This is a genomic window from Methylophilus sp. DMC16 (assembly GCF_056314045.1).
Window position 1 is genome coordinate 84,731 of record NZ_JBQUZC010000003.1, and the last position, 19,395, is coordinate 104,125.

The 19,395-nt window shown below is 52.5% G+C and carries 16 protein-coding genes; 8 read left to right on the top strand and 8 right to left on the bottom strand.

Translation table 11 applies throughout. The features are described 5' to 3' along the window. Positions 1–33: 33 nt before the first annotated feature. Both gltA and ACT53D_RS11860 read right to left on the bottom strand, forming a co-directional pair. The gene (gltA, locus tag ACT53D_RS11855; protein ID WP_476156373.1) at positions 34–1,323 is read right to left on the bottom strand and encodes a citrate synthase; all 1,290 of its coding nucleotides are present in this window, start codon (positions 1,321–1,323) and stop codon (positions 34–36) included. A gap of 183 nt (positions 1,324–1,506) precedes the next feature. Then, positions 1,507–2,634 carry an anhydro-N-acetylmuramic acid kinase gene (locus tag ACT53D_RS11860; RefSeq protein ID WP_476156794.1) on the bottom strand — a complete coding sequence of 376 codons (1,128 nt, stop codon included), beginning with the start codon at positions 2,632–2,634 and terminating at the stop codon, positions 1,507–1,509. Between the two features lie 124 nt (positions 2,635–2,758). Here ACT53D_RS11860 and tyrS point away from each other — a divergent pair, with 124 nt between their 5' ends. After that, positions 2,759–3,997, top strand: a complete 1,239-nt coding sequence (gene tyrS, locus ACT53D_RS11865) for a tyrosine--tRNA ligase (RefSeq protein ID WP_476156374.1) — start codon at positions 2,759–2,761, stop codon at positions 3,995–3,997. 45 nt (positions 3,998–4,042) lie between these two features. On the opposite strand, the gene ACT53D_RS11870 is transcribed toward tyrS, so the two are convergent. From ACT53D_RS11870 to ACT53D_RS11890, 5 genes are read right to left on the bottom strand one after another with little or no spacing between them, the layout of a single operon-like run. Further along, on the bottom strand, positions 4,043–5,587 hold the full coding sequence (locus ACT53D_RS11870) for an RNA polymerase factor sigma-54 (RefSeq protein ID WP_275356460.1): 1,545 nt from the start codon (positions 5,585–5,587) through the stop codon (positions 4,043–4,045). 6 nt (positions 5,588–5,593) lie between these two features. After that, positions 5,594–6,337 carry an LPS export ABC transporter ATP-binding protein gene (gene lptB / locus ACT53D_RS11875; protein ID WP_194749713.1) on the bottom strand — a complete coding sequence of 248 codons (744 nt, stop codon included), beginning with the start codon at positions 6,335–6,337 and terminating at the stop codon, positions 5,594–5,596. Positions 6,338–6,345: 8 nt separating this feature from the next. Then, complete coding sequence (lptA, locus tag ACT53D_RS11880) at positions 6,346–6,960, bottom strand: lipopolysaccharide transport periplasmic protein LptA (protein ID WP_275356461.1); 615 nt, start codon at positions 6,958–6,960, stop codon at positions 6,346–6,348. Positions 6,961–7,018: 58 nt separating this feature from the next. Then, complete coding sequence (gene lptC / locus ACT53D_RS11885; protein WP_476156375.1) at positions 7,019–7,642, bottom strand: LPS export ABC transporter periplasmic protein LptC; 624 nt, start codon at positions 7,640–7,642, stop codon at positions 7,019–7,021. Positions 7,643–7,667: 25 nt separating this feature from the next. Next, a complete protein-coding gene (locus ACT53D_RS11890) occupies positions 7,668–8,669 on the bottom strand; it encodes a KpsF/GutQ family sugar-phosphate isomerase (RefSeq protein ID WP_476156795.1) in 1,002 nt (333 codons plus the stop codon). Positions 8,670–8,893: 224 nt separating this feature from the next. On the opposite strand from ACT53D_RS11890, the gene ACT53D_RS11895 reads away from it, so the two are divergent. Both ACT53D_RS11895 and ACT53D_RS11900 read left to right on the top strand, forming a co-directional pair. After that, a complete protein-coding gene (locus tag ACT53D_RS11895) occupies positions 8,894–10,870 on the top strand; it encodes a cation:proton antiporter (protein ID WP_194749709.1) in 1,977 nt (658 codons plus the stop codon). 73 nt (positions 10,871–10,943) lie between these two features. Then, positions 10,944–11,954: an NAD(P)/FAD-dependent oxidoreductase gene (locus ACT53D_RS11900; RefSeq protein WP_476156376.1), complete on the top strand. Its 1,011-nt coding sequence runs from the start codon at positions 10,944–10,946 to the stop codon at positions 11,952–11,954. Between the two features lie 774 nt (positions 11,955–12,728). Here ACT53D_RS11900 and moaC read toward each other — a convergent pair. After that, the gene (gene moaC, locus ACT53D_RS11905) at positions 12,729–13,217 is read right to left on the bottom strand and encodes a cyclic pyranopterin monophosphate synthase MoaC (RefSeq protein WP_476156378.1); all 489 of its coding nucleotides are present in this window, start codon (positions 13,215–13,217) and stop codon (positions 12,729–12,731) included. A 127-nt stretch (positions 13,218–13,344) separates the two neighbouring features. Between moaC and ACT53D_RS11910 the strand changes: the two genes are divergently transcribed. From ACT53D_RS11910 to cyoA, 5 genes are all read left to right on the top strand, one after another. Further along, positions 13,345–14,904, top strand: a complete 1,560-nt coding sequence (locus tag ACT53D_RS11910) for a beta-barrel assembly-enhancing protease (RefSeq protein WP_476156380.1) — start codon at positions 13,345–13,347, stop codon at positions 14,902–14,904. 9 nt (positions 14,905–14,913) lie between these two features. After that, positions 14,914–15,720 (top strand): thiosulfate oxidation carrier complex protein SoxZ, encoded by an 807-nt coding sequence (soxZ, locus tag ACT53D_RS11915; RefSeq protein ID WP_476156382.1) that lies wholly within the window; start codon positions 14,914–14,916, stop codon positions 15,718–15,720. A gap of 153 nt (positions 15,721–15,873) precedes the next feature. Beyond that, a complete protein-coding gene (ahpC, locus tag ACT53D_RS11920) occupies positions 15,874–16,437 on the top strand; it encodes an alkyl hydroperoxide reductase subunit C (protein ID WP_313986261.1) in 564 nt (187 codons plus the stop codon). Between the two features lie 189 nt (positions 16,438–16,626). Then, positions 16,627–18,192 carry an alkyl hydroperoxide reductase subunit F gene (ahpF, locus tag ACT53D_RS11925; RefSeq protein WP_476156384.1) on the top strand — a complete coding sequence of 522 codons (1,566 nt, stop codon included), beginning with the start codon at positions 16,627–16,629 and terminating at the stop codon, positions 18,190–18,192. A gap of 257 nt (positions 18,193–18,449) precedes the next feature. Next, entirely contained in the window at positions 18,450–19,394 is a 945-nt protein-coding gene (cyoA, locus tag ACT53D_RS11930; RefSeq protein WP_476156386.1) for a ubiquinol oxidase subunit II, read from the top strand. Position 19,395 lies beyond the last annotated feature (1 nt).

The following is a 19,395-nucleotide window of genomic DNA, read 5'->3' on the forward strand; positions in this document are numbered from 1 at the left end:
AGAAATCCGGCATTTTTATTGTGTGTTGCTATGTTAACGCTTATGCAAAGGAACGAATTCCCGACGTTCAGACCCCACATACAACTGGCGAGGGCGGCCAATTTTCTGTTCGGGGTCGGCGTTCATTTCACACCATTGTGAAATCCAGCCTGCAGTGCGGGCCAGGGCAAAAATCGCCGTAAACATCGAATTGGGGATGCCCATGGCGCGCATGACGATGCCGCTGTAGAAGTCCACGTTTGGATAGAGTTTGCGGGAAACGAAGTATTCGTCCTCAAGCGCAATTTTTTCCAGTTCCATCGCCAGTTTGAACATCGGGTCATCGTGCAGGCCCAGTTCGTTGAGCACTTCATGGCAGGTTTTGCGCATGATAGAAGCGCGGGGGTCCATGTTGCGGTAAACGCGGTGGCCAAAGCCCATCAGGCGGAAGCTGTCGGTTTTGTCTTTGGCGCGTTTGATAAATTCGCCGATGCGGCTGACGTCGCCGATTTCTTCCAGCATGTTAAGTGTGGCTTCGTTGGCGCCACCGTGTGAGGGGCCCCATAGCGAGGCGATGCCGGCTGCGATGCAGGCAAACGGGTTGGCGCCGCTGGAGCCGACCAGACGCACGGTAGAGGTAGAAGCATTTTGCTCGTGATCTGCGTGCAGAATCAGAATCCGCTCAAACGCACGGGCCAGAATCGGGTTGGGCACATAGTCTTCACAGGGCGTGGCGAACATCATGTGCATAAAGTTTTCGGCGTAGCCCAATTTGTTTTTGGGATACATGAATGGCTGGCCAATGTTGTACTTGTAGCTCCAGGCGGCAATGGTGGGGACTTTGGCCAGCAGGCGCATGGCAGCCACTTTACGTGATTCCGGGTCGGACACATTGTTGTTGTCTGGATAGAAAGCCGCCATGGCGCCTACGACCGCGATCATGACCGCCATCGGGTGCGCATCGCGGCGGAACCCACGAAATACATTGCTCATCTGGTCGTGCAACATGGTGTGTTCGCTGATAGTGCTCACGAATTCTTCACGTTGATTGTGATCCGGCAGTTCGCCGTGCAGCAACAGGTGCGAGACCTCAAGGAAGTCACAGTTCTCGGCCAGTTGCTCAATCGGATAGCCACGGTAGTAAAGCAGTCCTTTTTCACCATCAATAAAGGTAATGCCAGACGTACACGATGCAGTAGACATAAAGCCAGGATCAAACGTGAAATAACCATGTTTACCCAGGCTGCGGATATCAATCACATCCGTGCCCAGTGAGCCTTTTAGTACCGGTAGCTCAATTGCGCTACTATCGTTGTCAAATGTAATGGTCGCCTTGGTAGCCATAACGTACTCAGTCTTTAATCAAGTTGGTTAAATTATACGCAATCGTTTTGTTTTATCACCGCTTGTGCGGTGACTGTCGCGGAAAAGTTAAAAAAACAATCAAAAGCCTGCACCAGATGTAATCAAGTCACTGGTGCGTTTGCACTGCTTTTGGGAATCATTGCTACGCGTCGTTGCCGGTGCTTAGTTGGGGTAAACGGCACCCAGAATGCGTGGCCCCGCCGCGCCGGTGACCGCGGCCAAATTGCCTGGCAAATGATCTACACAGCGTTGCGCCAGCCAGGCAAAGGCGACCGCTTCCACCCAGTCCACGCCAACGCCCAATTGATCCGTCAGCTGTATGGACTGGCCAGACAGTGCCTGCAGTCTATTCAGCAAGGCCAGATTATGTGCACCACCCCCACAGACGTAGACTTCCTGAGCCCCTGGGCAGAATCGCGTCAGCGCATCGGTGATGCTCACTGCTGTTAACTCAAGCAAAGTACGCGCCACATTTTGTGCACTGTCAGGGTACTGATGCAGCAGTTGCATTAACCAGGTGTCGTTAAACAGGTCGCGTCCCGTACTTTTAGGTGCGGCCAGTGCAAAATAAGGATCGGCCAACATGGCATTGAGCAAGTCTGGATTAATTTTCCCGCCAGCTGCCCAGTGCCCGCCCGCATCATAGGGTTGGCCTGTGTGTTGCTGGGTCCAGGCATCCATGAGCAGGTTGCCGGGTCCCGAGTCAAAGCCTGTGACTTGTCCGTGTGCTGGCAGATCACTCAAGTTGGCAATGCCGCCGATATTAATGATGACGCGATGCCTGTCTGCACTCGTAAACACCGCCTGGTGAAAGGCCGGCACTAACGGTGCACCTTGGCCGCCAGCGGCAATATCGCGACTTCTGAAGTCGCCAATGACCGTGATCCCTGTTAATTCTGCCAAGCGGGCATGGTTGCCCAATTGTATGGTGTATGCCATGCCCTCTGCCAGTGTCGGACAGTGCCGGATGGTCTGGCCATGGCAACCGATGGCTGTCACGGCCTCGGCACGGATGTCGGCGAGCTTAAGCAGTTGCTTGACGGCTTGCGCGTAGAGTTCTGCGAGCTGGTTAGCAACCACTGCGGCCTCGTGTAACTCGTTATTGGCGGGCGTGTGCAAGGCCAGTAGACGCTGTTTAAGCGCGTCAGGGTAGGGCAGAAAATAGGTGGCCGTTTGTGTCAGTTGCTCGCCCCGTTGCGAGGTGAGCACGGCATCCACCCCGTCCAGGCTGGTACCGGACATCAGTCCAATAAACAAACGTGGCTGGGAGCGATCGGCAGAAACTTGCATGGGTGCCATTTTAACACTGCTCCAGCCGCGCTTACAGAAATGCATGGGATTACGTTAAAATAGCTGTTTTACTTATTTGAGACGGTGCCATCAGTGCGCATCGTTGTATTTGACGGATACCCGCATGACCGATACCAAACAACCCTCATCTGAAGTGCCAGCATTGAGCCCAGAAATTGCCAAGGCGTTGGCCATTATCAAGCGTGGCGCAGATGAGTTACTGATCGAGCAGGAGCTGGTCGAGAAACTGAAAACAGGCAAGCCGTTACGTGTGAAAGCAGGCTTTGACCCTACCGCGCCCGACTTGCACCTGGGTCATACCGTCCTCATTAATAAATTGCGCCAGTTGCAGGATCTGGGCCATCAGATTTTATTCCTGATCGGTGACTTTACCGGCATGATTGGTGACCCAACGGGCAAAAGCGCCACCCGTCCACCCTTAACCGTGGAGCAGGTCAAGGCCAACGCCGATACCTATGCCGCACAAGTCTTCAAAATACTGGATCCCACCAAAACCGAGATTGTTTTTAACTCCAACTGGTTAAGTGAACTCGGTGCGGCGGGGATGATCAAGCTGGCTGCCAGCCATACCGTGGCCCGCATGCTGGAGCGGGATGACTTCTCCAAACGCTTCAAGGGTAATCAACCGATTGCGATTCACGAGTTTCTGTACCCGTTACTGCAAGGATATGATTCGGTGGCCCTGCAAGCGGATCTTGAGCTCGGTGGTACCGACCAGAAGTTTAACCTGCTCATGGGGCGTGAGTTGCAAAAGCAGGCCGGCCAGTCGCAGCAATGTGTGCTGATGATGCCGTTGCTGGAAGGGTTGGATGGCGTCAATAAAATGTCTAAATCACTCGGGAACTACATTGGCATTAGCGAGGCGCCAGAGACTATTTTTGCCAAGATCATGTCGATTTCAGATGAACTGATGTGGCGCTATATTGATTTGCTGTCTTTTGCGACGCTGGAAAACATTGCCGAATGGAAGGCGCAAGTCGCCAGTGGCGCAAACCCCCGCAATATCAAGGTCGGCTTCGCGCAGGAAATTGTGGCGCGTTTCCATGGTCAAGCCGCGGCTGAAAAAGCCTTGCAGGACTTCCAGACCCGTGCCAAAGGCGGCATCCCGGATGACGTGCCCGAAGTTGAAGTGACCATTGAAGGCGAGAGCATCGGCATTAGCCAATTGTTAAAACAGGCGGGCCTGGTTGAAAGCACCAGTGAAGCCATGCGCGCAGTGCAGCAAGGCGGCGTCAAGCTCGACAGCGTCAAGGTGGATGATAAGAATCTGCCTTTGACAAAAGGCGTGACAGTGATCGCACAGGTGGGCAAACGTAAATTTGCCAAGATCACAATCAGGTGATTTGAGCTGAGAAACAAAAAAGGCCGCATCTGCGGCCTTTTTTGTTTAGAGCGTTTTGCGCAAGTTCGCGGGAGGAATATTCAGGGACTCGCGATATTTGGCTATGGTACGGCGGGCAACGACGATGCCTTGTTGTGCCAGTGTGTCGGTGATCTGGTTGTCCGACAAAGGCTTTTTCGGGTTTTCTTCGGCCACCATTTGCTTGATCAAGGCGCGGATGGCGGTGGCAGAGCAGGAGCCGCCTGCATCTGTGGCCACTGAGCTGCCAAAGAAGTATTTGAGTTCATAGACGCCACGCGGTGTGAGCATATACTTATGCGTGGTGACGCGGGAAACTGTGCTTTCATGCAAGTCGAGTTCTTCGGCGATTTCACGCAGTACCAGTGGCCGCATGGCAATTTCACCATGTTCAAAGAAGTTGCGCTGGCGATCTACAATGGCTTGTGACACGCGCAAAATGGTCGAGAAGCGCTGCTGGATATTTTTAATCATCCACTTGGCTTCCTGCATCTGGCTTTGCAGGTATTGGCCTGAACTCTCGCGGTTGCGCTTGAGGATGTCCGCATACATCTGGTTGATGCGCAGTTTGGGGATCACGCCATCATTTAAGGAGGCGACCCAAATACCCTTGATCTTTTTAACCACCACATCGTGCTGGATAAAGTGATCGTGACTAAAGCTGGAAAACTCGCTGCCGGGTCTGGGGTTTTGCTGGCGGATCAGGTGCTGCGCCGCCTTGAGTACCGCTTCATCGCAACCAAGCACCTTGCGCAGTTTGACAAAGTCTTTGTTGGCCAGCAGCGCCAGGTGGTCTTTGGCAATGGCAATGGCGGTTTGCAAGTGTGGCGTTTCTTGCGGCAAACGCGTCAGTTGCAAGAGCAGGCACTCGCGTAAATCGCGCGCACCAACGCCTACAGGGTCCAGGTTCTGGATCAGTTTGAGTGCGGTTTCCAGTTCCAGCAGCTCGACCTCAAGTTCGAGTGGCAAGTGCTCCACAATCTCCTGCAGATCTTGCTCCAGATAGCCATCATCAGTGATGCTATCCAGTAGCAGTTTGACCAGGCTCATGTCACGTTGCGATAAATGTGCCAGTTGTATCTGATCAATCAGATGCTCGCGCAAACTGATGCTGGTGGTTTCCTGTCTGGAAAAGTCACTGTCTTCGTCTTCCTGATGATTGCGTCCGGCTTCGTCCCAGTTGCTGGTGCTGCCAAACTCTTCATAATCATCTTCAAACTCTGGCGGCGTGAATTCCTCGTTTAAATTGGGCAGGTCGCTCTCGCTCCCGCCCAGCTCATCGTGCAAGTCTTCACGCAGACTTTCTGCCGGTGCGGTGATCTCTTGCTGCGTTGCCATGTCAAACGAGCTGGCATCTGTCGGCTCAGCTTCTACAGTGGGGGGAGGCGGTGTGTTATCTTCAAACTCGCCTTCTTCACCGTCTGACATTTCCAGTAACGGGTTTTCCTGCAGGATGGTTTCCAGTTCCTGGTTCAGTTCCAGCGTGGAAAGTTGCAGCAAACGGATCGATTGCTGCAGCTGCGGCGTCAGCGCCAGATTTTGCGAAATACGTAATTGCAGGTTCTGTTTCATGACGGATTACAGCCTAAAATTCTTGCCCAGATACACTTCACGCACACCTTCGTTCTGAATGATTTCATCGGGCGTGCCTGCTGCAAACACAGCGCCTTCATTGACAATATAAGCGCGGTCACAGATGTCCAGCGTTTCGCGCACATTGTGGTCGGTGATTAAAATACCAATATTCTGACTGCTCAGGTAGCGGATGATTTTCTGGATTTCGATCACCGCAATCGGATCAATCCCGGCGAACGGTTCATCCAGCAAAATAAATTTAGGGTCTGTGGCCAGGCAGCGCGCAATTTCAACGCGTCGACGTTCGCCGCCAGACAAGCTGACGGCCTGACTGTTGCGGATGTGCTGGATATGCAATTGATCCAGCAAGGACTCAAGCCTCGCCTCACGCTGCTCTTCCGTATAGGGACGGGTTTCAAGAATGGCGAGGATGTTGTCGGTTACGCTGAGCTTGCGGAAAATGGATGCTTCTTGGGGCAGATAAGCCAGGCCCATGCGCGCGCGCTCATGCATGGGCGCGCGGCTCACGTCGGCGCCATTCAGCGTAATGTTGCCTTCATCCAGTGCAACCAACCCGACAATCATGTAAAAGCTGGTGGTTTTGCCTGCCCCGTTGGGACCCAGCAAGCCGATCACTTCGCCACTGCGTAACTCAAGCGTCGTGTTTTTGACCACGGTACGGCCCTGATAGGTTTTTTTCAGGCGGTTAACCTGCAAATGGTTCTGATCTGCTGCCATGGTTTCCATCTTTATGCTTACTCTTTGCCTTGCTCACCAGTGTTTTCGGCAGGGGCAGGTTCGACCTTGAGTTGCAAGGAGCGATTCATCCGTAACCCCTGTTGAGAGGTTGGCTTGTTGTCAATGACAGGTGGTGTGGTTTTATTTTTAGGCTGTATGGTGGCCTTGACGCGGCTGCCAGCCGTCCCGTTCGGGTTGGCTTTGGTGCCGCCAATCACCTCGGCATACTCGGCGTTGGCGTCGTAGCTGATGTAGTCCCCGGTCACGATGTCTTCACCACGTTTAACCCAGGCATTGGTATACAGTTGCACTTTATCCATGCGGGCGTTGTATTCGATACGTTGACCACTGCCTTGCATCCACTCGTCTTTACCGGTACGTTTTTGCTTGAATGTGGTGGGGTTGCCGGTACAGGTGCTATGTTGAAAGCCGTCCTGATCCTCGCGTACGATCATTTTGTCCGCCTTGATTTGCAAAGTGCCCTGATTAAGAATCACGTTGCCCGTGTAGATACTGATTTTTTTAGCATCGTTCACGGTCACGGTATCCGCTTCAAGCTCTATCGGTTGATCTCGGTCAGATTCTTCGGCCAGCACACTCAGCGGCATGGACAATAGCGCCCATACGCTCATGCAGATCGCTAAAAATAAGGGCTTGTGCGTGTTCAACTCATTTCTCCATAATCAACGGTCATTGGCGTTCTGTGTTTGACGCCTGGGCCGGGCTTGCCAAATTGCTGGCGACGGGTGGACGCTCATAATGCACATGCACCCGGTTAAACAATTGCATGGTATCAGCCCGGTTATCAAAACGCATGCCCGTGCCTGTAATCACTGTCGCCGGTTTTTGGCGGATGATCACCGACTGGTCTGTGTGTGCCACCTCGGTATCCGGCTCCAGCCAAAGCCGCTCGGTTTGCATTTGTGTTTCTGGCTTGGTGGCAGAGGCTTGGCGGATCACCTTGACCTGATTGCTAAACTCCACCAGTTTACCATTGGCAGAAACACGTCCATGCTGACCATAAATTTGCGTGTAAGGCTTGTTCAGGCCAAACTGGGTAAAGCGTGGCCGCTGCAATTCTGTATAGTCATTGGCAGGAAAGTGGCGCATTTTTGCGGCCGCCAGCACATATTTGGTATTGCCGGACGCATCCGTGCGGGTACTCACAAAGTTGTACAACATGTAGTCCGGCGCTTGGCGATTAAGTATGTTCATTTTGAGTGCTTGCTCTTGTACATTCTGGTTAATCCAGAAGGTCAGCAGCGCCAGCAACAGCATTAACGCAATCGGCAACAAAATGGGGTGTTTAAGCATGCCTGAATTCTAATGCCTGTTTAAGCTAAACGACTTTGGCTTTCAATAAGTCATGCATATTGAATGCCCCTACCAACTGCCCTTGGGCATCTACTGCCAAAAAGCCATTTATTTTGTGCTGCTCCATCATGTTAACTGCTTCAACCGCCATCTGATTCGTCTCCAGCAAATACGGCTGTTTGTTCATCACGGTATCAATGGATGCCTGTGGATTGTTCTTGCCCTGCATAAACAAGCGGCGCAAATCGCCATCGGTAAAAATGCCTATTGGGCGTTGCGCGTGGTCCACAATAGCCGTGAAGCCCATGCCCTTAAGTGAAATTTGCGTGATGGCTTCCTGAATGGAGGCGTGTTGATCAATTTGGGGCACGGCCGCGCCGGTACGCATGACATCCCTGATGCGCACCAGTAGCCGTCTGCCCAAGCTGCCACCGGGATGCGAACGGGCGAAGTCTTCGGCAGTGAACTCACGCAAATCGAGCACGCAGAGTGCTAAAGCATCGCCAAGGGCCAAGGCCGCTGTCGTGCTGGCTGTGGGAGCCAAGCCGAGTGGGCAAGCCTCATGGCTCACGGCAGCACTCAAATGCACTTCCGACTCACGTGACAAGGTGGAGTCTTCGCTGCCCGTGATGCTCAACACCCGAGCACCGATGCGGCGGATCGCCGGCAAAATATTAATAATTTCATCACTCTCGCCAGAGTTGGACAGCGCGATCACCACATCTTCTGCCGTAATCATGCCCAAGTCGCCGTGGCTGGCCTCGGCCGGGTGCATGAAAAACGCCGGTGTGCCGGTACTGGCCAAGGTGGCCGCAATTTTGCCGCCGATATGGCCGGATTTGCCCATGCCCGTGACCACCACCCGGCCCTTGCAGGCCAGAATCATATGGACGGCGGCCTCAAAAGCCGAGCCAATGCGGTCTGCCAGATGCCTGATCTCATCGGCTTCGTGCAACAACACCCCTCGTGCGCGCGACACGATATCGGGTGTTTTAACAAGATGGATGCCGGAATTTGCTGTCATCATGGCGGGTAAGTATAACAAGCGAGTTGCCTGACAATAAAGTAAAACACCCTTTTTTTACGGTTTTTTTATTCTCAGGCACATTTTTTGCATAAAACAAAGTTTTGTGGCACGATGCATCATCCTGAAACAATTGCGTTTCATAATAGACCTTGACCCTTCAGCGCTGGCTGATGGCGATCAAACCCCTGTTTGACCGGCTTGGTATAAATGCGTTAGAGCTTTGCATGTTTGATTCCCTGATACATCTTTTATTACTGCTGACCAGCTCGGTCTTCGCCGTGGGCTTGTTCCGCATCCTCGGCTTGCCTGCCATGCTGGCCTATTTTGTCATCGGCATCGTGCTGGGCCCGCACGCCCTGGGCTTGCTGGAGGACGAAGAGTCCGGTCGCCAGGTGGCCGAGTTTGGTATCGTGTTTTTGATGTTTAGCATCGGTCTCGAGTTTAGTCTGCCTAAGCTGTATGCCATGCGAAAAACGCTGTTCGGGCTAGGGGGCGGACAGGTCGTGCTGACCTTGCTGGCCAGTCTGGTGCTGGGCAAAGTGGCCGGGCTCAGCCTGACTTCTGCTTTTATCATTGGTGCGGCCATCACCATGTCCTCGACCGCGATTGTGTCCAAAATTCTGATGGAGCGTGTAGACCTGAACTCCAGACATGGTCGTCTCAGTATCGGCGTGCTGCTATTCCAGGATCTGGCCGTGATTCCGATTCTGGTATTGATCCAGACGCTAGGCTCGCACAGCGACAATTGGCTGGATGTGCTGGGGCTGACGCTGTTCAAGTCGTCTGTGCTGCTGTTTTTACTGTTCAAGTTCGGGAAAAACATCCTTAACTTCTGGTTTGAGCTGGTGGCCAAACAGCGCTCACGCGAGTTGTTTGTGCTCAATGTGCTGATGGTGACCCTGCTGATGGCGGCAGCCACCAACTATGTCGGCTTGTCCTTTGCGCTGGGGGCCTTTGTCGCCGGGATGCTGATTTCCGAGACCAAATACCGATATCAGGTTGAATCAGATATTGCGCCTTTCCGCGATATCTTGCTGGGTCTGTTTTTTATCAGCGTCGGCATGCTGCTCGACGTTTCCGTATTGATCAATCATATTGTATTGATTGTTTTCCTGTTAGCCCTGTTCCTGGTGTTCAAGATTGGCCTGATTGCCTTTTTAACCAAGTTGTATGGCTTTGAGATGGGCGTGGGTGTCCGTACCGGCATTATTCTTGGCCAGGCGGGGGAGTTCAGTTTTGTGGTGCTGGCCCTGGGCTTGCAAACGCATTTGATTGACGGGGAGTCCCTACAGCTGGTGCTGTCCGTGGCAGTTCTTTCTATGCTAGTGGCGCCGTTCATTATTCAATATAACGGCAGGATTGCGCGCAAACTGGTCAAGAGTTATACGCGTAATAGCTACAAGGTGGTGGAGACTATTCAGGAGCACAGCCTCGATTTGCGCGATCATGTCATCATCTGCGGCTATGGTCGCAGTGGCCAGTATCTGGGCCGCTTTTTGCGCGAAGAAAATATCCCCTATGTGGCACTGGATATGGATGCCAGCCGCGTTCAGGAAGCCGCCGCCGCCGGTGAAAATGTGATTTACGGCGATGCAGGCCGCCGCTCTGTGCTTGAGGCGGCCGGGCTGGCCAGGGCCAAAGCGGTGATTGTCAGCTATGCCGAAACGCGTGGCACCATGAAGGTGCTGCATGTAATCCAGGAAAAATATCCAACCTTGCCCGTGATTGTGCGCACCCATGATGACAGTGAAATGGATTTGCTGCGAGATGCCGGGGCGGCAGAAGTGGTGCCGGAAATTCTGGAGGGTAGCCTCATGCTGGCCTCGCATGCACTGGTCACGCTGGGGATTCCGCTTAACCGCGTGGTCAAACGTATCCGTCTGTTCCGCGAAGAGCGGTACAAAATGTTCAAAGGTTACTTCCGTGGCGTGAGCGATGCGGATACGACCACCGCCGCCCTGCCACAACTGCATTCGGTCGAGATGTATAAAAACTTTTATGCGCATGGTTTGCGCTTGGACCATATCCCGTTTGAGGATTTTGCGGTCGAGGTCAAACAGCTCCGGCGCACCAATATGCCAGAACCGATTGCACCCAGACCGGATATTATTCTCAACGAAGGCGATATTCTGGTCCTGCTCGGCAGCAATGCCGCCCTCATCGCGATGGAAGTCTATTTGATTTCTGGCCGTAAACCGTAAGACAATAGAGGCCTGAGGCCCTGACTGTTGCAGCTCGGGGCCTCAGGCTTTTTCATTTTAAATACCGGGTCTTATGGCAAACACTTCAGTGGTCGTGGTCGGCGGTGGCATCGTAGGCTGCCTCACTGCCATGCAGTTAAAGAAACAAGGGCACACCGTCACGCTGGTTGAGCGCAATATCGTCGCTGCACAAACGTCAGGGGAGTCTTCGTGGGCTGGGGCGGGCATCGCTTTTCCGCTGTTGCCCTGGTTTTATCAGGAAATTGTCAACGAGCTGGCGCTGGCTGGTGCGCGCGCCTATCCAGCCGTCAGTGCAGAGCTCTTTGCCGAAACCGGTATAGACCCCGAATGCACGCGTAGCGGCATGCTGATCCAGCCCCCGTTTGACGAGCAGGCAGCCCTGGACTGGTGCCAGCGCTATGGACTACAAGCAGAGTTGCAAGGAGATAACCTGCTGATTCCAGAAGTGGTGCAAATCCGTAACCCGCGCCTGCTACAATCGCTCAAAGCCTGGTTGATCAAGCATGGCGTCACTCTGCGCGAACAAACACAACTCATGCCTTTGCAAGAAGGTGCTTCCAGCATCCACACCTGGCAAACCACAACGGGTGACACCTTGTCGGCCGACCATTTTGTCGTCACCTCCGGCGCCTGGAGTTTTGAGCTACTCAAACAAACCGCGCTGAGTCTGGAGATCAAACCCATGCGCGGGCAAATGCTGTTGTATCAGATGTCCCCTGGCCTGCTACCGCATATTCTTTACCGTGAAGGTTTTTACATGCTGCAACGCCGCGATGGGCACTTGCTAGCCGGCAGTAGTCTGGAAGATGTCGGTTTTGATACCGGGGTGACTGAAAGCATGCGTCAGGAAATGCTGCAAAAAGCCGAGGCGATTCTGCCAGCCCTGCGAGGGCAATCAGTGATCAAACACTGGAGTGGCTTGCGCCCCGGCACGCCGCACAATATCCCGACCATAGGCCGTCATCCAAATATTGAAAATCTGTATTTGAATACCGGTCATTTTCGCTATGGTGTCACCATGGCGCCAGAATGCGCGCGGCGGATTGCGGCATTGTTGGCTTAAGTAAAGAAGGTAATTCTTTAACTTTTTGGTAACAGTGGGTCTGCTTCGGCATACTAAGCAACTTTCCTTTTCGCCTTTAGGCGAGTTACTTTTCTTTGCTTGCACAAAGATAAAGTAACCAAAAGAAAGTGCACCCTAGCTTCCGCTTATTCCCTGCGTTGCTCATCAAAATAAGCGCTCGCGGAACTCATCCTGGCGGCCTGCACAAACCGCAGGCCACCGCGGGATTCGGACAGTCGCTCGCTTGATCTTATTTTGCCTGAGCTACTCGGCGCGGCAGATAGGGGCCCGAAAAACCAATGAACGCCACCTTTTGCGAATTGAAGAAAAGAATAGTGTTTTTCAACGGTCCAACTTCAGGAGTGTGAGTTTGGCGAGATAAATCCCATCGCGCTGAGTAGCGGAAACAACGTAAGGAGGAAGGGAGCGACTGTCTTAGCTCCGCGGCAGCTTGCGGGGTGTGCAAGATGCTATGGCGAGATTCGTGACCGCTTACTTGTTGATCACTAAGACTGCAAAGCAGTCTGTTACGGTGTAGGCTAACTCGCGTAGCGATGTTAAGCATAGCAACCGTAGCCAACAACGCACGTTAGCCGAAGGCCGTAATGGCTGGGTGCCCTCTTCTTTGGCTTCGGCCGCCACTGCGTGGCTTAACCTAAAGGTTAGCCTTCGCCGCAACACTGCGTTAGTTGTGGTGACTTTCTGTGGGGAAAGCAACAGAAAGTAACTTGACGAGAGGCGAAAGGAAATGTCTAGTGTGGTAACTTGTGTTGCTTAGTCCGCCAGCCAATCCCCACTTTTCCCACCATGCTTCTCGAGCACGCGAACACCTTGTATTGTCATACCTCTATCAATCGCCTTACACATGTCGTAAATCGTCAGCAGGCCAACCTGCACCGCGGTCAACGCTTCCATTTCGACGCCAGTTTGCCCGGTAGTTTCACATTGCACTCGGCAAGTAATACTGTGTTGCGTTTCATTCGCCATAAAACTGACATCTACGCGGCTTAGGCTAAGCGGGTGGCAGAGGGGGATCAGGTCGCTAGTTTTTTTGCTGGCCTGGATGGCGGCAATCCGGGCGATGCCAAGCACGTCTCCTTTTTTGGCGGTGCCTTGCAGGATGGTTTGCAACGTGGCTGCCTGCATTTGAATCTGGCCTTCAGCGATGGCGATGCGTTTGGTGTGTGCTTTGTCACCGATATCGACCATATGGGCATGGCCTTGGGCGTTAAAGTGGGTGAGTCCGTTGTTGGCAGTTGACATAAGTGGTCTTGAGCTCAGTTTGAGTGAAATCAGTGCGAGTGAAAAAGGATGAACTCGGGCAGTGAAGTCGTTATCATAACAAGTTTGGGTCTTTAGCACAGGGCACATGCGTTTTAAACCACTCCACATGGTATTTCAATCTGGCAATCTGCGTATACATTGTGCGCGGCTGTTGCGCGGGTTGTGTTTGTGCGCACTGTTCATCGTGCCAGAGGCGTCCTTGTTGGCGAATAACGCGACTGGTATTTTTTCTGGCAAGCCTTATGAGCCCGGCGATCTGGATGTCACCCTGCCTGCCGATTCATCTAACCAGCTGCCTGAGTTGGGTGACGCTTCGCAAACCGTATTGTCATTACGCGATGAAGAAAAAATTGCGCACCAGATTTTAAAGCAAGTCGCTACCGATGAAGATGTGTTCGATGATGCCGAGGTGACTGATTACCTGCAGGCACTGGGCACGCGGCTGGGGGCAAGTAGCCCGGACCGCGCTCAAAAGTTTTATTTTTTTGTGGTACAGGACAAGTCGATTAACGCTTTTGCCATGCCGGGCGGGGTCATTGGCGTCCATACCGGTTTATTCATTGCGGCCAACAGTGAGTCTGAGTTGGCCAGTGTGCTGGGGCACGAAATCGGCCATGTCACGCAGCATCACCTGGCGCGTATGCTTGCCTCTCAAAAGTACGATATGTTCAAAAATATCGCTGCGACGGCCCTGGCCTTGCTGGTGGCACGCTCTAACCCGCAAGTGGGCATGGGCGCGATGACTGCGGCCTCTGCTGCCGGGATACAAAAGCAGCTGGATTACACGCGTGAGCACGAGCGCGAAGCAGATCGGGTCGGCTTGACCATTTTGCAAGATGCAGGCTTTGATGTGCGCGCCATGCCGGCCTTTTTTACCACCATGCAGCGGGCGACGCGCTTTTCGGATGGCAATATGCCCAGCTATTTGCGTACCCACCCGCTGACCAGCGAGCGGATTGCCGATATAGGCAACCGTGTACAAAACTTGCCTTATAAGCAGGTGAATGAAAGTCTGCCCTTTTTTATGATGCGGGCAAAAATCCGGGCCTTTCAAGGCGCGCCCCAGCAAATGGTAGAAGAGTTTCAGAACAATATTAACGAGGGCCGCTATCAGAATGAGCTGGCTGAACACTATGGCCTGGCTTACGCCTGGCTGCGTGTCAATCAGCCGCAAAAAGCATTGACCGAGGTCGACTGGCTGGTTAAGCATGGGCTTTCCAGCCCTTATCTGGTGACCCTGCAAGGCTTGACCCTGGCCAAGTCGGGGCAGGTGGCACAGGCGCAAAACCGTTTTGTTCAGGGCTTGCAACAATATCCGCAACATCGTGCGCTGGCGCAAGGCGAGGCTGAGTTATTGATCCGCAGCAATCAGTGGGCGCCGGCAGTCAGTTTTATCCAGAAACAGCTTGAGGCCTTCCCTGAGGACCCAAAACTGTATGACTGGCTGGCTGCCGCATATCAGGGCCAGGACAAACAGATGTTGCGGCATCAGGCGCTAGGGGAGTCTTATGTGCGCAAGTATGATTTGCCGCGGGCGATTGAGCAGTTTGAAATTGCCAGCAAGGCCAAGGATGGCGATTTTTACCTGCAATCCAAAGTCGAGGCCAGATTGAAAGCGCTCAGGGTGCAGCTCAAGCTGGAACAAGGGGATGACAAAAATGGATAGGAGGGCAGGATGGACAGACGTCGCTGGTTAAAAAACAGTGTGCTGCTGGCAGCGCTACCATTGTGGATCATCGCCCGCAAAGTGCAAGCGGCCACCTGGTTTGCTTCTGCCTTTGAGGCTAAGCAAACAGCACAAGTGTTGGCTGCGCTCAAAGCCACCGCGGTGCCTGTCGCCAGTGATCTCAGTATTGACGCACCGCAAAAAGCTGAAAACGGCGCCGTGGTGCAAATTGAGCTGAGCAGCACGCAGGCGGCGGGCAAACTGCGTAGTTTGCGCTTGCTGGCAGATGCCAATCCCACTCCCTTGATTGCGAGTTTTGAGTTAGGCAAGCAGGTATTGCCGAGGCTGGTGACACGCGTCAAGCTCGCGCAATCGGGGGAGGTGATCGCGTTGGCAGAACAGGGGAATGGCCAGTTTACGCAGCAGCGGCGTCAGGTCATCGTGCTCGAAGATGGTTGCGCCAGCAGCGAACGTGAAGAGCCGTTTGCCAGCAGCATGAAAATGCGTGCGCGCATGCTGGAGAGCAGCCCGCTGGGGAACCATGTCACTGAACTTAAAATCATTATTGTGCATCCCATGCGTACGGGTCGTAGCAAAAATGAAGATGGCCAGTTAATGCCCGCGCACTTTATGCAACTGATGCAAGTGGTGATGAATGGGCAGGTGATTGTAGATGCCCAGACGGGCACCGCGATTGCACGCAATCCCTATTTCACCTTTTATATACAGGATGCCAAGGTCGGCGATGTGATTACGGTAAACTGGCAGGATAACCGTGGCCTTGAAGGGCATGGACAAGTCACGGTGGCTGTATAGTTTGATAAAAATAATTTATTGATAAAATTAAAATAATCAATTTTACATATTGAATGTGTGTGTCTACAATGCACTCATTCGCTGTTGAAATGCAGCAATATTTAATGAAGTCTGTTTAATTAACCCACGTTCTAAATCATAAAGGAGAACTACATGTCATTGATTAACACACAAGTACAACCATTCAAGGCGCAAGCTTTTCACAACGGTAAATTTATCGAAGTGACTGAAGAGTCTTTGAAAGGCAAATGGTCTGTGTTGATTTTCATGCCAGCAGCGTTCACTTTCAACTGCCCAACTGAAGTTGAAGATGCGGCTGACAATTATGCGGAATTCCAGAAGGCTGGTGCTGAAGTGTACATCGTGACCACCGATACCCACTTCTCCCACAAGGTTTGGCACGAGACTTCACCTGCAGTAGGCAAGGCAAAATTCCCACTGGTTGGTGACCCAACGCACCAATTGACACGTGCTTTTGACGTGCATATTGATGAAGAAGGTTTGGCTCTGCGCGGTACCTTCGTGATCAACCCAGACGGCGTGATCAAGACTGTTGAAGTACACAGCAACGAAATTGCCCGTGATGTAAAAGAAACCTTGCGCAAATTGAAGGCTGCGCAATACACCGCTGCTAACCCAGGCCAGGTGTGCCCAGCCAAGTGGAACGAAGGTGCAAAAACCTTGACGCCATCTTTGGACTTGGTAGGCAAGATCTAATCTCGTTGAGATTGGTATGAGCAACGCCCTGCGCCAGCAGGGCGCTCAGGAAAAGTCACTGAGTGGATGTGTTGTCACTGTGGTTTTTCCTGAGCGAGTTTCCCCCAACCATTTTTGATTGCCATGCGTGATGGCCACGGCGTGTTGTTGCCTGAAGAAATGCACCAGCCGTGATTTTGGAGAATGAATATGTTAGATGAAACCTTAAAAACCCAACTGCAGACTTACCTTGGCATGTTGCGACAACCTATCCGTTTGATTGCTTCGCTGGATGCGAGTGAGCGTGCCGCAGAAATGCGTGAACTGTTGCAAGAAATTGCTGCTTTGTCTGACAAGGTCAGCCTTGACGAGACTGGCGATGATGCACGCAAACCGTCATTCGTGATTGCCAAAGAAGGCGAAACCCATGGTGTGCGCTTTGCGGCGATTCCGCTGGGGCATGAGTTCACTTCACTGGTGCTGGCATTGTTATGGACCGGCGGCCATCCACCAAAAGTGGAGCAGGATGTGCTAGACCAGATTAAGGCGCTGGATAGCGATTTGAATTTTGAAGTCTATATGAGCTTGTCTTGCCATAACTGCCCGGATGTCGTGCAGGCGACCACACTGATGACTGTGTTCAACCCAAGCATCAAGACCACCGTGATTGACGGCGCGCTGTTTCAGGACGAAGTCAACGAGCGCAACATCATGGCGGTACCCGCCACTTTCCTCAATGGCGAGATGTTTGCCTCAGGCCGTATGCTGGTCGAAGAAATTCTGGCCAAGGTGGATACGGGCGTTGTTGCCAGAGAGGCCGAAAAGCTCAACGCTAAAGAAGCGTTTGATGTGCTGGTGGTTGGCGGTGGCCCGGCGGGTGCTTCAGCAGCAATTTATGCAGCCCGTAAAGGCATACGCACGGGCATCGTCGCTGAGCGCTTTGGTGGCCAGGTTAACGACACCCTGGCGATTGAAAACTTTATTTCAGTCAAAGAGACCGAAGGCCCTAAACTGGTCGCGGCGCTTGAAGAGCACGTGAAAACCTACGACGTGGATATCATGCCATTGCAACGTGCCGTTGGATTGGCCGAGCCTAGCAAAACCGACAGCAAACATGCTGGCTTGATTGAAGTGAAGCTCGAAAGCGGGGCGATTTTGCGCAGCAAGTCTGTGATTCTGGCCACCGGTGCACGCTGGAGAAATCTGAATGTGCCTGGCGAAGAGGCCTATAAAAATAAAGGCGTGGCCTACTGCCCACACTGCGATGGGCCCTTGTTCAAGGGCAAGCATGTCGCGGTGATTGGCGGCGGTAACTCCGGCGTTGAGGCTGCGATTGACCTGGCGGGCGTCGTGGGGCATGTCACCTTGCTGCAGTTTGATACTGAACTGAAAGCCGATGCCGTGCTGCAACGCAAACTGCGCTCACTTGAAAACGTGACGATTTTAACCAGTGCGCAGACCACCGAAATCACGGGGGATGGGGCACGCGTCAATGGCTTGACCTACACGGATCGCGTCTCTGGCGAGAGCAAACATATCGCACTGGAAGGCGTGTTTATCCAGATCGGCCTGGTCCCCAACAGTGACTGGCTGAAAGGCACCCTGGACCTGAGCAAATATGGTGAAATTGAAATTAACCACCACAATGCCACTTCGTTGCCAGGCGTGTTTGCGGCCGGGGATGTCACAACGATTCCCTACAAGCAGATCATCATTGCCATGGGGGAAGGCTCGAATGCGGCACTGGGGGCATTTGATTACCTGATTCGTCAATAATGAATCATTAACCTTAAAGTATTACTGTTGCATCGCCCTCTACTTTGGATCAATCTCCAAAGTAGAGGGCGTAATTTTTTGTCGAAAAGAGGTTAATCGTTAAGCCTGCAAGGTCAATGTAAGACAATTTATTTAGCATACTTGCCAGAACTCAAAAGGTTCATGAGGAAATGGGCGGTTACATTCATGACGGCCAAGGTCATTTCTCGCCCAGTCACAGGTTTGATGTGGCGCAAGTTAGTTAAGGAAGTTGCTATATGCAGGAAATCCCGTTGAGTGAAATTCTTCCCCAACATGCTGTAGAGTGTCTGACCAATTGTTCATCATGGGTGCTACTCGATCCCGCAGGGCCCGTGGCCGCAGATGAAAAAAGACTAATTATTATTGCGTTTGCGCTGATGTTAACGGTGGTCATTCCGGTCATCGTGATGGCGATCATGTTTGCCTGGAAGTACCGTGCCTCCAAACAATCAGCAGACTTTGCCCCGAAATGGGCACACTCCTTCAAGATTGAGGTCGTGGTTTGGCTGGTGCCAGCCGTGATCGTAACAATATTGAGTGTGCTGGTGTGGGACTATTCACATCGGCTTGATCCTTACCAGCCACTGGCGTCAACAGTAAAACCCATTCAGGTGGAAGCTGTTTCCATGGACTGGAAATGGCTGTTTATTTATCCTGAGTTAGGTATCGCGTCTGTTAATCAGCTTGTGGTGCCTGCCAATGTCCCGGTCAGCTTCCGCATTACGTCTGATTCGGTCATGACTTCTTTCTTTATTCCGCAGCTGGGTAGCCAAATTTACGCCATGGCGGGGATGGAAACCAAATTACATTTGCAGGCCAACCGTATCGGGGTGTTTCAAGGCTTGAATTCACAGTTTAGTGGCGATGGTTTTTCGGGCATGCATTTTCATACGATTGCCACAGATGAGAAGGGCTTTAACACTTGGTTGAGTAAAGTGCGTCAGTCCAAGATTCCATTGGATCAAGCGCATTTTAAAAGCTTAGAGATCCCTAGCCATCATACGCCGGTGCAATATTTTACGCAGGTAAAATCAGGCCTCTTTGACGATGTCCTGATGAAGTATATGCCGGACATGACCTCCCAACAGCAAACTGCTGACTTATGCCGACAGCCTGCTGGTCATCAGCAATTTGCTTCTGCGGCTTCGCAGCCGACAACAATTTTGCATTCTCGGGAGTAGT